General features: G+C 70.7%; 12 protein-coding genes. 5 read left to right on the top strand and 7 right to left on the bottom strand.

Annotation, left to right across the window (positions count from 1 at the left end):
• The 3 genes from AC08OV_RS15250 to AC08OV_RS15260 form a co-directional block, all read left to right on the top strand.
• A partial coding sequence (locus AC08OV_RS15250) for a substrate-binding domain-containing protein (RefSeq protein WP_476619827.1) occupies positions 1 to 1,025 on the top strand: 1,025 nt, incomplete at its 5' end.
• A gap of 240 nt (positions 1,026 to 1,265) precedes the next feature.
• Positions 1,266 to 1,817 (top strand): hypothetical protein, encoded by a 552-nt coding sequence (locus AC08OV_RS15255; protein WP_476619828.1) that lies wholly within the window; start codon positions 1,266 to 1,268, stop codon positions 1,815 to 1,817.
• A gap of 13 nt (positions 1,818 to 1,830) precedes the next feature.
• Positions 1,831 to 2,916: a hypothetical protein gene (locus AC08OV_RS15260; protein ID WP_476616077.1), complete on the top strand. Its 1,086-nt coding sequence runs from the start codon at positions 1,831 to 1,833 to the stop codon at positions 2,914 to 2,916.
• A 19-nt stretch (positions 2,917 to 2,935) separates the two neighbouring features.
• On the opposite strand, the gene AC08OV_RS15265 is transcribed toward AC08OV_RS15260, so the two are convergent.
• Positions 2,936 to 5,494, bottom strand: a complete 2,559-nt coding sequence (locus AC08OV_RS15265; RefSeq protein ID WP_476619829.1) for a WD40 repeat domain-containing serine/threonine protein kinase — start codon at positions 5,492 to 5,494, stop codon at positions 2,936 to 2,938.
• 187 nt (positions 5,495 to 5,681) lie between these two features.
• Here AC08OV_RS15265 and AC08OV_RS15270 point away from each other — a divergent pair, with 187 nt between their 5' ends.
• Entirely contained in the window at positions 5,682 to 6,500 is an 819-nt protein-coding gene (locus AC08OV_RS15270) for a class I SAM-dependent methyltransferase (RefSeq protein ID WP_476613535.1), read from the top strand.
• Positions 6,501 to 6,595: 95 nt separating this feature from the next.
• Here AC08OV_RS15270 and AC08OV_RS15275 read toward each other — a convergent pair whose 3' ends face one another.
• The 3 genes from AC08OV_RS15275 to AC08OV_RS15285 all read right to left on the bottom strand — a co-directional run bounded on the left by AC08OV_RS15275 (position 6,596) and on the right by AC08OV_RS15285 (position 9,645).
• Positions 6,596 to 7,663, bottom strand: coding sequence for a hemolysin family protein (locus tag AC08OV_RS15275; RefSeq protein ID WP_462188263.1), 1,068 nt, complete (start codon positions 7,661 to 7,663; stop codon positions 6,596 to 6,598).
• The gene (locus AC08OV_RS15280; RefSeq protein ID WP_476613536.1) at positions 7,660 to 9,126 is read right to left on the bottom strand and encodes a hemolysin family protein; all 1,467 of its coding nucleotides are present in this window, start codon (positions 9,124 to 9,126) and stop codon (positions 7,660 to 7,662) included. The genes AC08OV_RS15275 and AC08OV_RS15280 overlap by 4 nt, the downstream gene beginning before the upstream one ends.
• Positions 9,127 to 9,330: 204 nt before the next feature.
• Positions 9,331 to 9,645, bottom strand: a complete 315-nt coding sequence (locus AC08OV_RS15285) for a hypothetical protein (RefSeq protein ID WP_476613537.1) — start codon at positions 9,643 to 9,645, stop codon at positions 9,331 to 9,333.
• Between the two features lie 15 nt (positions 9,646 to 9,660).
• Here AC08OV_RS15285 and AC08OV_RS15290 point away from each other — a divergent pair, with 15 nt between their 5' ends.
• On the top strand, positions 9,661 to 10,185 hold the full coding sequence (locus AC08OV_RS15290) for a DUF4232 domain-containing protein (protein WP_476613538.1): 525 nt from the start codon (positions 9,661 to 9,663) through the stop codon (positions 10,183 to 10,185).
• Positions 10,186 to 10,266: 81 nt separating this feature from the next.
• On the opposite strand, the gene AC08OV_RS15295 is transcribed toward AC08OV_RS15290, so the two are convergent.
• The 3 genes from AC08OV_RS15295 to AC08OV_RS15305 form a co-directional block, all read right to left on the bottom strand.
• Positions 10,267 to 11,460 carry a thiolase family protein gene (locus tag AC08OV_RS15295; RefSeq protein ID WP_476613539.1) on the bottom strand — a complete coding sequence of 398 codons (1,194 nt, stop codon included), beginning with the start codon at positions 11,458 to 11,460 and terminating at the stop codon, positions 10,267 to 10,269.
• A 168-nt stretch (positions 11,461 to 11,628) separates the two neighbouring features.
• Positions 11,629 to 12,858: a TAXI family TRAP transporter solute-binding subunit gene (locus AC08OV_RS15300; protein ID WP_476613540.1), complete on the bottom strand. Its 1,230-nt coding sequence runs from the start codon at positions 12,856 to 12,858 to the stop codon at positions 11,629 to 11,631.
• A gap of 204 nt (positions 12,859 to 13,062) precedes the next feature.
• On the bottom strand, positions 13,063 to 14,001 hold the full coding sequence (locus AC08OV_RS15305) for a toll/interleukin-1 receptor domain-containing protein (RefSeq protein ID WP_476613541.1): 939 nt from the start codon (positions 13,999 to 14,001) through the stop codon (positions 13,063 to 13,065).
• Between the last annotated feature and the right edge of the window lie 328 nt (positions 14,002 to 14,329).

Consider the following 14,329-nt stretch of genomic DNA (forward strand, 5'->3'; position numbering starts at 1 on the left):
TCGTCGCCGCCATTGTCGTGGTCCTCTTCTTGGCCCTCGGGGCGACCTTCGCCGTGGTGCTGACCGGCCGTGACTCCGGGGCGGACTCCGGGGCGGACGCGGTGGCCGCCCCGGTGGTCACCGCGTCGCCGGCCCCATCCGCCACCGGCCCGACCGGGCCACCCGCCTCCGCCGTGAACCTCGTCCGGGTGGCGGGATCCTCGGAGGTCGCCCCGATTACCGAGACCGCCTACAACGAGTTCCGTCAGGTGCAACGCAACGTCACCGTCAGCATCGAGCCCACGACGACCGAGGACGGTTTCGCCGCGCTGTGCAGCGGCAAGGCCGACATCGCCGGCGCCTCGTTCGAACTCAATCCCGGATTCGTCAAGAACCCCGACTGCGAGAAGAAGGTCGTCGGGTTCGAGGTGGCGCACCACACCCTGCCGATCGTGGTCAACCCGCAGAACACCTGGCTGCACTGTCTGACCCTGCGGCAGGTCAAGCAGGTGTGGGGGGCCGGTTCCGCCGTCACCCGGTGGAGCCAGATCGACCCGTCGTTCCCGGACGAGCCGATCACGTTTGTCGGGCCGCCGCGCGGCTCCGTGCAGGCGCAGGTGTTCAACGCCACGATCAGTAACGCCAGCGACCGGTCCCGCGAGTACCGGCAGGCCGATCTCAGCGGGGTCGCCAACGACGTGGCCGCCGACCGCTCGGCCATCGGCTACCTCGACTTCCCCACCTACGAGACCTTCGGCACCAAGCTGCGCGGCGTCGAAATCAACAATGGTGACGGGTGCGTGGCGCCGAACGCCGTGTCGGTCGGCACCGGCGTCTACCTGCCGCTGTGCAAGCCGCTGTTCGTCTACGCCCGCACGGACGCCCTGCGCCGGCCGGCGACCGCCGCTTTCTTGCGCTACTACCTGGAGAACGGCCGGAAGATCGCCTTCGACGCGCACTACGTCCCCCGCAACGACGACACGGTCGGGGAGAACGTCGCCAAGCTCGCGAGCCTGACGGCAGGCGTGGGACCCGTGCCGGCCTAGCCGCCCCCGCCCCCGCGCCTGGGCCTCCGCGCCTGGGCCCCCGTGTGCGGGAGCGGTCACCGGCGAGCGGCCGCGGGTGAGGACCGGGCGTGCGGGTGAGCTCGGACGGCGGTGGAGGGCCGGCGCGACACGCATCGTCACCGTACGTCTTTGGCTGCTACTGAGAGTGATAGCTTGCCGCTGCGCGCCCGGCGGATCTCACCTTCTCCACTCCGCATCAGGGGCCGCTTGGGCTCACGTATGGGAGTACTGCATTGCGTAAATCATCTTCTCTCCTGGGGGGGGGTCGCCGCTGCCGCGGCGATCCTCATCGGCACGGCGCTTCCCGCGAGCGCCGCGACAGCGGACACCACGGTGACCCTGACCCTCACCGGAGGGGCCGTGAGCATCACGGCTCCGGCAACCGCCGCCCTCACCGGCACGATCGGCACGACACCCGTCTCCGGCCAGCTCGGGCAGGTTCAGGTCACCGACACCCAGGGCACGACGGCACCGAACTGGGTGGTGAGTGTCTCGACCACCAACTTCAACGCCCCGCAGGGATCCGGTATCGCCCCGATCCCTGCCACCGGGATTCACTACGACCCGGGGACGGTCACCCGGGTGAACAACACGGGGGACGCTACCCCCGTGACCTTCACCGGGGAGTTCCAGCCCCTCCAGACGGTGACGGCGACCAGCGGGCCGGGTACCAACTCGGCGACGTGGAACCCCACGCTGACGGTCGACATCCCGACCACCGCCGTCGTCGGTACCTACACCGCCACGATCACCCACTCGACGGTGCCGTGATCGAGGTCGCGGGATGAGGAGAGGCGCCTTTCTCGGTGCCCTCGCGGTGGTGGTCGGGATACTCTTCCCGACCACCACCGTTTCCGCTGCGTCGGCTGCCTCCCGGAAGGGAACCGTCCGCACCGAGGGGACCTTCGGGATCCGGCTGGCCGAGGTCACCGCGGCCCTGACGCGTGATCCCCGAGCCAAGCAGTACATCGTCGACCACCTCAAACCGGGCGCCACGATGCACCGCCGGGTGCAGGTCGTGAACAACACCGACGGCCCGATGCGGATCGAGCTGTATCCGGGGGCCGCGAACCTGGGGGACAGCGCGTTCCACTTCGCCGAGGGGCGGACGCCGAACGAGCTGACCACCTGGACGAGCCTGGACCGGCCGGTGGTCGACGTCGCCGCGCACTCCCGGGAGACGGCGACCGTCGCCATCGATATACCGCGGGACGCCTCGCCGGGGGAACACTACGGCGTGCTCTGGGCCCAGGCGGGCAGCCCGGCCCCCGAGGACAGCGGGGTACAGATGGTCAACCGGGTCGGGATCCGGATGTACCTGGACATCGGCCCCGGCGGTCCGCCGGCCGCCGACTTCACGATCGCCGCGCTCACCGCGAAACGCCTGCTCGACGGGCGGTTGGCGATCAGCACGGAGATCCGCAACACCGGTGGCCGGGCGCTGGACATGTCCGGTGAGCTGACACTGACCGACGGGCCCGGCGGCCTGCGGGCCGGTCCGTTCCCGGCGAACCTCGGGACGACGGCGGCCCCCGGGGAGGTCAGCCCGGTCTCGTTCGCGCTTGACGGGCAGATGCCCGCCGGGCCGTGGACCGCCACGGTGACGTTGCGCAGCGGGCTGGTGGAACGGACCGCCACGGCGGTCATCCGCTTCCCCGACCGTCGCGGCGCGTCCGAGCGGGTCGCGGTGAAGACGACGTCGACCCGGCGGGTGGCCGTGACATCCGCGGCCGTCACCGGCGGGTCCCTGTTCGTCCTGGGCACGTTGTTCTCGCTGGGGCGCCGATGGCGGCGTCGCCGGGCCCCGGGGCGTGACGTGCCGGATGGCGCCGGGGAGCGGTCCGCACCGGAGCGGGAGAACGGGCCTTGACCGGAGCCGGGGAGCGGTCCTAACCGGAGCAGGAGTCGGTGTAGGGGAGGCGGGGAATGAGCCGGCTCCATTCGGCCGGGCTCAGGGCCGCGCCCGGCCTGGCGCAGGCCAGCCGGCGCAGCCTGGCCGGGTCGAGCGTCCCGAGGAGGACCGACCCCTTGCCGGTGGTCAGCGCGACGGTCTCGGTGCCGGTCTTGGTGCCGGTCACGGCCACCGCTCGGGCGGGTGCGTCCAGGACGCCCAGGGGGGTCATCGCGGGTGTGGGGGCGGAGAGGTCCCAGTAGGCGACCGCGCCACCGCCGTCCGCGCTCACCAGATGATCGTCAGTGGTGAAGGCGACGGCGGCGACGGGGGCGGTGTGGCCGGACAGCCGGCGCAGGACCCGCGGATGGTCGGGATCGCCGACGTCGGAGACCTGCAGGATCCGGTCGTCGCCGCCGGTGGCCAGCCGCCGTCCGTCCGGGCTGAACGCGACGGTGTTCACCGCGCCGGTGTGGCCGGGCACCGAGACCATCTGGACGGGTCTGCGGGGGTCGCGGACGTTCCACAGCTGCACGGTGCCGCTGGCGCCGGCGATGGCGAGGACGGCGCCGTCCGGCCGCAGCGCCACGTCCGTCACCGGCCCCGCGCGGCCGATCAGCAACTGGATCGAGACGGGCCGCCCCGGATCGGCGACGTCCCACAGCCCCACCGACCAGTCCTCGCCGGCGGTGACGAGCAGATGCGCGCTGCTCGACAACGCGAGCCGATGGACCGGCGTGGCCTGGGGGTCGAGCGTGCTGAGCGGCCGGGGGCGCGCCGGATCGGCGATGTCCCAGAGCCGGCCGGCGTCGGTCTCCCCACCCGTCGCGAGTCGGGTGCCCGAGCGGTCGAACACGACGCCGTGCGCATGGTCGTTCGCGGAACCCCCGGCGGTGGCGGTGGGTCGGCCGGCAGCGTCGACCTTCCAGAGGTGGAGGCGGCCGGTGTCGTCGGTGCCGGCGAGGGTCGTGCCGTCCGGGCTGAGCGCGATGTCGGAGAAGGCCGCGGGACCGGCGGGGATCCGCGCGGCGGTGGACTGGGCGAAGGACGCGAGGACGGCCGCGCGCGCGGCCTCCGTCGGGGCGATCCGGTAGGCCGCGAGGCTCAGCCGGCCGGCCAGGCCCGGTTGCCGGGCCCGCTGGGCCGCCGCGTCCGCGGCCAGGCGTGACGAGATGGACGCGCGGTCGGCCGCCGAAACCGGCGACGGGCCACCGCCGCGCGGCACGATGATCAGCACTGCCGCGGCGGCGATCGCGATGGCGAGCCCGGTGACGAGCAGTGCCGTCCGCGACCGCCGCCGCCTGGACGGGGCCGGTGGCGACGGGGCCGGTGATGGGCTGAGTGCCGGCGGGTGCGGGGTTCCTGCTGGATGCGGGGGTACCGACCCGGGCTGTCCACGCGGCGGCGGGGTCCGGGCTGGAATCGGCGGCGGGGTCCGGGCTGGAATCGGCGGCGGCGAGGCGACAGGCGGCGGGGACAGCTGGGTAACGGGCATGTCCGCCACGTTCGCGGCGGTGCTGCCCGTGCTGCCCGTGCTGCCGGGCCGCTCCGGCCTGGGCGCCGGCCCCTTGGCGCCTGATGGCCGGCGCCGGGCCCAGCGGCGGGCACGTCCGGTGGGCTGCGCGGTGCCAGGCGGTCCGGGCGGTCTGGTGCCGGGCTCCGGGCGCGCGGGGAGGCTACCCCCGCCGATCAGCGCTGTCCGCAGCTCCTCCGCGCTCGGCCGGGCCGCCGGGTCCTTCGCCATCGCGATCTCGACGAGGTTGCGCAGCTCGCCGCCAACTCCGTCGAGCCGCGGTGGCTCGTTGACGATGCGGTAAAGAATGGCGTCGATGCGACCGGTGCCGAACGGCGCGTGCCCGGTGGCGGCGAAGATCATGACGGCGCCCCAGGCGAAGACGTCGACCGCCGAGGTGATTGGTGCGTCGAGGATCTGCTCCGGGGACATGTAACCGGGCGTACCGATGGCATGCCGGACGTTGTGGCTCAGGTCGGTGTCCGCGTTGAACTCGCGGGCCAGACCGAAGTCGATCACCTTGGGGCCGACCGGGGACAGCAGGACGTTGCCGGGGGTGAGGTCGCGGTGCACGATCCCGGCCGCGTGGATGGCGCTCAGGGCGGTCGTCACGCTGACTGCGAGCTGTTCGAGATCGGCGGGCCGCAGCGGCCCCCGCACGGAGACGCGCCTCGACAGCGTCGGACCCTCGACGAACTCGGTCACGAGATAGGGCTGGGGCCCGTATGGATCTGCGTCCAGCACGGCGGCCGTGGTGAACCGGCGGACCCGGCGGGCACTCTCGGCCTCGCGGGCGAACCGGGCGCGGAATTCGGGCCGTTGCGCGAGCTCCGGCCTGATCATCTTGATCGCGACGGCGCTTCCGTCGGGTGCCCGGCCGAGGAAGACGGTGCCCATGCCGCCCTGCCCGAGCCGGCCGATCACCTGGTAGACCCCGAGCCGCCGCGGATCGGTCAGCTGGAGCGGGCGCACGGCGTCGCCGGGCAGCGGAGGTGGTGTCGCCCCCGTCACCGTGCCCCACTCCCGTAGTGGGACAACGGCCACGCACGCCCTGCCCCGCTCCCAAGGTGCGCCGAGACCGGCGACCTTCTCAGATACGGCGGATGCCTGGACCGGCGCGGGCGCACAGGCAGAGTATCGCAGTAAAGGATGGAAGATCGCAGTATGGACAGAACCAGTATGGACGGAATATAGCGCAATACCGGCAAAGATGCATGATCTGGGAGGCCCTGTGCTCCGCCGCGCGGCAAAGTTCGACGTGACACTGACCCCGACCTCGCGGTCCCTGCTCGCCCCGGTCTCCGAGGAGCCACGGCGGTTGCTGCTCGACCGGGCCCTCGACGAGTTCGTCGCCGATCTCAGCGCGCTGGACGAGACGGCCGGCACGATGGTGGCCGGGGCGCCTCGTCCGACGATCGACACAGCCATCGACGCGGCGGTCCCCTCGGTGGTCGAGGGCACGCTGCTCGTCTCCGGCCAGGAGGTGATGCAGACCTGGGAGGCGCCGTTGATGCGGGCGCTGGCCGCCGAGGTGACCCAGCCGGGCGGTACCGTCCTCGAGGTCGGGTTCGGCCTGGGCCTGTCCGCCGGGTTCGTCCAGGAGATCGGCCCGGCCCGGCACACGATCATCGAGGCGAACCCGGCCACGGTGCGCGTCGCCGAGCAGTGGGCCCGCCCCGCGGGGCGCCGCGGGGTGGAGATCATCACCGGGCGTTGGCAGGAGGCCATACCCGGCCTCGGCCGGTTTGACGGCATCCTCTTTGACACCTATCCCCTCGACGAGACCGAGGTCGACGAGTATTTCGTGCGCAGCCCCACCTTCGCCGAGCACTTCTTCGCGCACGCCGCCGACCACCTGGCCGACGGCGGTTCGTTCACCTACTACTCGAACGAGATCGACTCGGTGTCCCGGCGGCATCAGCGGGCCCTGCTCCGCCACTTCCGCACCTTCAGCGTGCGTGTCGTCGACGGCCTGCAGCCGCCGACGGACTGCAGCTACTGGTGGGCGCCGTCGATGGCGGTCATCGTCGCCCGGGAACCCCGCCGCTGATCCCCACCTTGCCTATCCAGAGGGATAAATCGGACACCGAAGCCTCTGGATAGGCAAGGTAACCGGGAGATACGGGAGATACGGGACCGAACGGTTCAGGCGGGCTGGTGGGTGGGGATCACGACCGTGCGAACGGCGTCGTCGCGGATCTCCCCGACCAGCTCCTCCAGGATGTCCTCCAGCGCGACGAGCCCGAGGACCGTACCGTCGGCGTCGGTGACCCTGGCCAGATGCGCGCCGGAGTGCTGCATCGTCGCCAGCGCCGTCCGCAGGTTGTCGTCGGCGCCGACTCGGGCTAGCGGCCGGGTCCACTTGGCCGCGACCGGGCTGGACCGCCGCTCCGGCCGGGTCTCCAGCACGTCCTTGAGGTGCAGGTAGCCGATCAGCCCGCCCTCGGGGTCCCGCACCGGGAAGCGGGTGAATCCGGTGCGCGCGGCGAGCTGTTCGACCTGCCGGGGAGTGACCGCCGGGGACACGGTGACCAGCCCGTCCGGCGGGAGCAGGACGGCACGCGCGGTGCGTTCCTCGAACGACAGCGCCCCGGTCAGCAGGTCGTGTTCATCCTCGGCGAGCAGACCCTCCCGATGCGACTCCTCGATGAGTCCGGCGACCTCGTCGCGGGTGAAGACGCTCGCGATCTCGTCCTTCGGTTCGACGCCGACGAGCCGCAACGACACGGCCGCGATCGTGTTGAGCAGCGCGATGACCGGTTTGCCGCAGCGGACGACTCCGACCAGGAGTGGGGCGAGCAGCAGGACCGCACGCTCCGGCATCGCCAGCGCGATGTTCTTCGGGACCATCTCGCCGACGACCACGTGCAGGAAGGTCACCAGGCCCAGCGCGATGGCGAAGGCCACCGGGTGCAGCAGGGCGGAGGGCATCCCGGCCGCCTCGAATGGTCCGCGGAGCAGATGCGCGACCGCCGGTTCCCCGAGAGCGCCGAGGCCCAGGGTGCAGACGGTGATGCCGAGCTGCGCCCCGGCGAGCATCAGCGAGACGTTCTCCATCGCCCCAAGGGTGATCTTCGCCAGCCGCGAGCCCGCCTCGGCCATCGGCTCCAAGCTCGACCGCCGGGCCGAGATCAGCGCGAACTCGGCCCCGACGAACAGCGCGTTCAGCGCCAGCAGGACGACGGTGGCGACGATCGCCAGCAGGTCGGTCATCCCCACCCCGCCCTTCCGACCGAGGCGGTCTCGGCATCCTCAGCCTCCTCGGTCTCCTCGGCCTCCTCAGCGGCCGGGCCTGCCGGGCCTGCCGGGCCTGTGCCGGGTCGGCGATCCGCGGGGTCCGCGACCGGCGGGTCCGTATCCCTCTCCGGCGTGGCGCCCGTCGGCGCGATCGGATCCAGGCGGATCCGGTCGACCCGCCGGCCGTCCATCCGCTCGACGGTGTACCGCACGCCCTCCACGGCCGCCGTGTCGCCCGCCCCGGGGATGCGTCCCAGCGCCCGGGCCATCAGACCGCCCAGGGTCTGGTAGGTGTCGTCCGCGGGGATGTCGATCCCCGTGACGTTGCGGGCCTCCTCCGGGCGCAGCAGGCCGGAGAGCAGCCAGCTGCCGTCCCGTCGGCGCAGGGCGCGCGGGCTGACCCGATCGTGTTCGTCGACAACGTCGCCGACGATCTCCTCGATGAGGTCCTCGGCAGTGACCAGTCCGTCGGTGCCGCCGAACTCGTCGACCACGATCGCCATCTGCATGCCGCCGGCACGCAGTGTCTCCAGCAAGGGGTCGAGCAGGATCGTCGAGGGCACGGTCACCGGCGGGACCATCACGTCGCGTACCGGGGTATGGTCCCGGGCGTCCTCGGGGACGGCGACCGCGTTCTTCACATGGATGAGGCCCACGACGTCGTCGCTGTCCGTGCCGAGTACCGGGAAGCGGGAGTGCCCGGTGCGCCGGGTGAGGGTGATAACCTCGCTGACCGGTTCGTCGGCATGGACGGTGCGCATGCGCATCCGGGGTGTCATGACGTCCTCGGCGGTCCGGTCACCGAACAGCAGGGAGCGCTGCACCAGCGTCGCCGTCTCGTGGGAGAGGGTGCCGTGCTCGGCAGACCGCCCGACGAGGGAGAACAGCTCCTGAGCCGAACGGGCCGAGGCCAGCTCCTCGCGTGGCGAGATGCCGAGGCGGTGCAGCACCGCGTTCGCCGTGGTGTTCAGCGAGCGGATCAGCGGGCCGGTGGCCTTCGTGAAGGCACGCTGGGGAGCCTGCACCGCCAACGCGGTGCCGAGGGGATGGGCGATCGCCAGGTTCTTCGGGATCAGCTCGCCGTACACCATCGTCAGGCCTGTCGCGAGGACCAGGGCGATCGCCACCGACGCCGCCCGGGCGAGCCCGTCCGGGGCGCCGAGCGAGGTGATCGGCCCCTCGAGTAGCCCTGCGATGGCGGGCTCCGCCAGAAAACCGATCGCCAGGTTGGTGATGGTGATTCCGAGCTGGGCGCCGGACAGCTGGGTGGACAGACCGCGCAGTGCGGTGAGTACCCCGCGGGCGCCCCGATCATCGCGCTCGGCGGCCCGCTCCACCGAGGGCCGGTCCACCGTGACGAAAGCGAACTCGGCCGCGACGAAAACGCCGCAGGCGGCCACGAGCACCAGGCTGAGTACCAACAGAAGCGCCTCGATCATCGGTCGACCCCCGCGGGCGCTTCCTCGCGCGTGGGTCGGCCGGAACTACACCCGGCATCTTCGGAGACTTTCATGATCCCTTCCGGTCGGTGCGGGGCGACCCGGCCCGCGGGCCTACCCCGTCACGCGGCAACAACGCGCTTCATAGCCCGTTCGTTTCACGATGACCTCTGGTCGGCGCACGGTCCAGACCCTGAGTAGGCCTCAGTAGAAGATCACTGTGTGGGCCAGCCGGCCAGCCGGCCAGCCGGCCAGCCAGCCAGCCAGCCGGCCAGCCGGTCCGGTGTCGTGGCCCGGCCGGCCCGGTACTGGAGAACGGTCGATCGGCGGGCGTGGGCCGGACGCGATGGTGAGGAACCGGACGCGCCGATGAGAACAAGAGCCCTGGAGCACGATATGACGGATCCCCGACGGTGTCACGGAGGGTAGCAGCGGGAAGGGATTGGGTGACATCACCGGGTGGCTTGCCAGCTCGCCGGCTCGCCGCGCGACGAGGAGGTCGTCATGCACAGGTCTCATGGGAGGGTTTTTCCGGTGGTACTCGCCCTGGCCGCGACGGCGATCCTCGTCGCCGGATGCGGCCCGGGCCCGGGCGGCGGCGGGGGCACCGCGGTGGCGGCTCCGGCGACGCCCGTGGCGGCCCGGTGCCGGACCGCTCAACTTGCTCTGAGCAGCATCGACCGCCAGGGAACCGCGGGCAGCGACTACGAACGGCTGGTCCTGACCAACATCGGTCACAGCCCCTGCGTGGTACGCGGATTCCCTGGCGTGTCGTTCGTGGACGCGGCCGGCCGGCAGGTGGGCGCGGCGGCGGAGCACACGGGGCCGGTGGGCGCGCCGGTGCGGCTCGTGCCCGGGGGCGCCGCGACGGCGGTCCTGCGCATCCTGCATCTCGGCGTGGCGGAAGGCTGCACACCTCCCTCGGGGACCGCGCCGGTCGCCGCGCTGCGCGTGTACCCGCCGGGGAACACCGAGGCGCTGCGGCTGACCGGCCCGGACACGCGGGCATGCCGGGATCCCGCCGTGCGGCAGCTCACCGTGGCCGCGTTCACGGCGTGACCGGGCCGGCTCCCAGGGTGCCCAGGGCGATGCCGGTGGATCGGCCGGTGGATCGGCCGGTGTGAGGTCGGCCGGTGGAGGTCAGAGCCGTTCGATGATGGTGGCGTTGGCCAGGCCGCCGCCCTCGCACATCGTCTGCAGGCCGTAACGGCCGCCGGTGGCCTCCAGGTAGTTGAGCATCGTGGTGAGCAGGCGGGTGCCCGATCCACCCAGTGGGTGGCCCAGCGCGATGGCGCCCCCGCGCGGGTTGAGCTTCGCCGGGTCGGCACCGGTGTCGCGGGCCCACATGAGCGGCACGGGCGCGAACGCCTCGTTGACCTCGAAGGTGTCGATGTCGTCGATGCTCAGACCGGCGCGCTTGAGCGCCTTGCGGGTCGCCGGGATCGGCGCGGTCAGCATGAGTAACGGGTCATCCCCGGCGAGCGCGAACGTGTGGAACCGGGCCCGTGGCCGCAGGCCGAGCTCGTTCGCCCTGGTCTCGCTCATGATCAGGACGGCCGAGGCGCCGTCGGTCAGCGGGGAGGAGTTACCCGGGGTGATGTTCCAGGTGATTTCCGGGAAGCGGGCAGCGTACGCCTCGGTGTAGAAGGACGGCTTGAGCTTCGCCAGCGTCTCAACGGTCGTGGTCGCTCGGACCGTCTCGTCCACGGTGTGCTGGGCTGTCGTGCCGTCCGGAAGGGTGATCTCGACCGGGACGATCTCCCCGGTGAAGTCCCCCGCCGCGGCGGAGGCCGCCGCGAGCTGGTGCGACCGCGCGGAGAAGATGTCCAGGTCCTCCCGGTTGATCTTCCATCGGGCGCTGACGAGCTCCGCGCCGATGCCCTGGTGGGCCAGGCCCTCCGGGTAGCGGGCGTGCAGGCTCGGGCCGTTGGGGTCCTTGCCGAGGGTGGTGGAGCCCATCGGCACCCGGCTCATCGACTCCACCCCGGCGGCGATGACGATGTCGTAGGCGCCGGCGAGCACCCCCTGCGCGGCGAAATGGGCGGCCTGCTGGCTCGACCCGCACTGGCGGTCGATCGTGGTGGCCGGCACCGACTCGGGGAACCCGGCCGCCAGCACCGCGGTGCGCCCGATGTTGACGGCCTGCTCGCCGGCCTGGTCGACACACCCGGCGATGACGTCGTCAACCAGCGCCGGATCAAGGTCGTTGCGGGCGATCAGTGCCTTCAGTACGGTGGCCAGCAGCTCCACCGGATGGGTTTCGGACAGCGCCCCACCCGGCTTGCCCCGTCCCGATGCCGTGCGTACCCCATCGACGATGACTGCGTTCTCCATGGGCTCTCCCTCGTCACAACCATCACACGTCACAATCATCACAATGACGGCGGATCGACCGTTGCCCTGCCCGTGTCGCCCAGCCCGTGTCGCCTACCCGTTGCCTGGCGCTTGCCTGGATCGACGCTACGGGCCACCCTCTTGATGGGTCAACAAGTGAACCGGAGGTCAGGGGGTCGGGGTCGGGCATCCCGTCGGATAACCGAGCGCATGTGTATAGTATCTCTCCGCCGCCGGATGTAGCGGGACGTACCGGCAGATGTTGGTCGCGATGAAGGAGCCGGGAGTCGCGAAATCGAGGCGGCGCGCCTGCGCCTGCGCCTGATGGGTGGTCCACAGGGTGGCCTTGAACTCGGCGGAGTGTTCACCCATCATCCGGGCGGCGAACTCGACCAGCGCGGCGTCGGCGTACTTGCTGGCGACGATGCCGTTCGGCACCGCGATGGTCTGTGTCGGCTGGGACGGGATGATGTTGTAGTCACCCGGCTCGATGGCGGCCCTTGTGAAGACGTTGGCTCCGACATCGAGGTACTGGGAGTACCAGTCCCGCTGGATCGCCGATTGCCAGTCGTCGAGTGGCACGAATCTGATCTTCTGGTAGCTGTCGTTGTATTCCTGGACCGCCATGGTGGGAGCGCCCGCCGCCCACAGGACCGCGTCGGCGTGATCCGCACCGGTGGGATGAAGTTTCTGGAGAGCCTCGGCTATCCGGTTCCCGGTCACCGGACGGATGACGCAGCCCGCTCCTTTCACCCGGGTGATCTGACGGAACAGCACGGAGGCGATCTGGTGGGTGCCCGAGTCGAGCACTCCGCTTTCGACCGTCTTGCCGCACAGATCGTCCGCGCTATGAATGCTGGAGTTGGTCGGGACGATGAGCTGGAGAACGTCGTAGTAGATCTGGCCGACGAGGCGTAGGCCCTCGACGGCCCCGTCGGTGAAGTCGCCTCGGCCGTTTTGAGCGTCCACCACCACATTGAGCTGGGCCAGCGCGAGAGTGCAGTGCTGGTTCTCCGGAACTCCGAGATTCTTGAGGTTCTGGGACGTCCCGTTCGTGTCCGAATCGGGAGAGGCGCGCCACCCGTTGCCGCCGTTCAGCGCCGGATCATTGATGAGCTTCGCGAGTGTGCTCGCGTACTGCGAGTAGGAGGTGCGGGGCTGGCCGGCGATGATCCGCACGGTCGTGCACGTGGTCGAGCGCAGCCTCTTCTTCATCGGGGGATCGAGCGGCATCTGTGTCGGTGCCGCCGACCGCGTTGAGGGCGTGTTCACGAGAGTCTGGCCACGGCCGCCTTTGCCGAGGACCTGGCCGATGAAGGCGAGGACGATGGTGGTCAGGATCACCAGGACGGCGATGGCGGTGGGATGCCATCCCAGCCGCGACCGGGTATCGGACATTCGCGGCGACTCCTCGATCCGTGGGACGCTGATATCGGGCCTTGCGTGGGGCAAGCTCCAGGACACCTGTCCGCCACCGGATCGTCGCATGCCGACCATGCCGACCATGCCGACCATGCCGCGCAGAGCGCCTTGGGCCGAGAACGGCCGATTCTTGCTCTTGTACCTGATCCCCGAGGGCTACGGAGTAATGACAGATTTACTTTAAGTATCAGACTCTATGATCGCAGTCGGGGCCGGGTGCGCCGGATCGGTCGGTGGTGCTGGGCGGGGTAGGCGCATGCCGATGGTGAAGATGGCCGAGAGCGTCACCGCGCCCAGTACCTCGGCCACGACCGCCCACGTGCGGCCGTAGGTGATTTCCATCCCCCCGACTGCGCCCACCGCGCAGGCCCAGCCAACCACCAGCATCGCGGTAAGGTCCGTCGGAGGGAATAGCATAACGGTGGGGACGGCCGCGATGAGCGCGGCGGCGAGTGAGCCGACCAGCACTCCGCCAGGGCTGTCTGCCACCTGGAAGGGGATTCCGATGACGATGGCCGCGGCGAGCGTCGGAAGCATGACCCACTTCCGCGTGAGCGCGGTGAGGATGGCGCCGACCGCCCGGCGCTGTTCCGGCACCTTCGGCGGGAATGCGGGCTGTGAGGTGATCGGGCGTTGCGCGGCCGGTGGCGCGATCTCGGTGCGCTGGGCCTGGGGGAAGTACGGAGGCTCCTTGGGCGTGAGATTGCCCTTTTCCCATGCCGAGCGGACATTGCGCAGCAGCTGCTCCCGGGCGGCGTTCTCGTTGTCGAGGCCTATGAGGTCGAAGTGGACCAGCTGCCGGAGTATCCCGGTAGGGGTGCATTCCGCTATCCGCACCGGGATGAGCTTACGGCGGTTGCCCTCGGGATCGTATTCGAACGCCGCCTGCCATTCTGCCCGGCAGTACGGGGAATTCAGATACTCGGGCGAGAGCACCGCGATCGTGTGCCGGCAGTTCTCCACCCCCTGACCCATGTCCCTGACCCAGTTGCGGCCGGGGCCGATATGCCAGGCCTGAAGAAACACGCGATAACCGACCTCCTGTAGCTGCCAGGCGATCCATTCGGCCCAGTCCCGGTCGCGCTGGCAGTAGCTGATGAAGAAGTCGCCCTGGTCCACTCGATTCCCACCTGTGAAATCCTCCGCACTGCTCTCTCCAGCTGAAGGATAATCGTACCGCCGTTCCGGGATGAATGCCACCGTTCTGCCCCGCTGCGGCGGGGCAGAACGGGCAGGTGGTGCGCCGCGGGGTGGTGCGGTGGGGTCAACCGACGGGGCGGGGCTCGCCGTCGGCCGGGGCGGCCACGCCCCCAGGGTCTTGGCACGTTTGCTTGGTAGCGGCTCGTAGTCCGCTCCTGGGGTTGTGGGAGTGTGTGGTAGGTTTGTTCGTGGGATGCGGCCCTGAACGCAATGTCATGTAGCCTAAGTTGATCATGTGGTGCAGGGT

It is taken from the genome of Frankia sp. CeTa3Moorea, from assembly GCF_978021225.1.

What these genes read in the sequence shown, in the direction of transcription:
- AC08OV_RS15255 (WP_476619828.1), top strand. Translation starts at nt 1,266, where the DNA reads ATGGGAGTACTGCATTGCGTAAATCATCTTCTCTCCTGGGGGGGGGTC.
- AC08OV_RS15260 (WP_476616077.1), top strand. Translation starts at nt 1,831, where the DNA reads ATGAGGAGAGGCGCCTTTCTCGGTGCCCTCGCGGTGGTGGTCGGGATA.
- AC08OV_RS15275 (WP_462188263.1), bottom strand. Translation starts at nt 7,663, where the DNA reads ATGACCGACCTGCTGGCGATCGTCGCCACCGTCGTCCTGCTGGCGCTG.
- AC08OV_RS15280 (WP_476613536.1), bottom strand. Translation starts at nt 9,126, where the DNA reads ATGATCGAGGCGCTTCTGTTGGTACTCAGCCTGGTGCTCGTGGCCGCC.
- AC08OV_RS15285 (WP_476613537.1), bottom strand. Translation starts at nt 9,645, where the DNA reads ATGAGACCTGTGCATGACGACCTCCTCGTCGCGCGGCGAGCCGGCGAG.
- AC08OV_RS15295 (WP_476613539.1), bottom strand. Translation starts at nt 11,460, where the DNA reads ATGGAGAACGCAGTCATCGTCGATGGGGTACGCACGGCATCGGGACGG.
- AC08OV_RS15300 (WP_476613540.1), bottom strand. Translation starts at nt 12,858, where the DNA reads ATGTCCGATACCCGGTCGCGGCTGGGATGGCATCCCACCGCCATCGCC.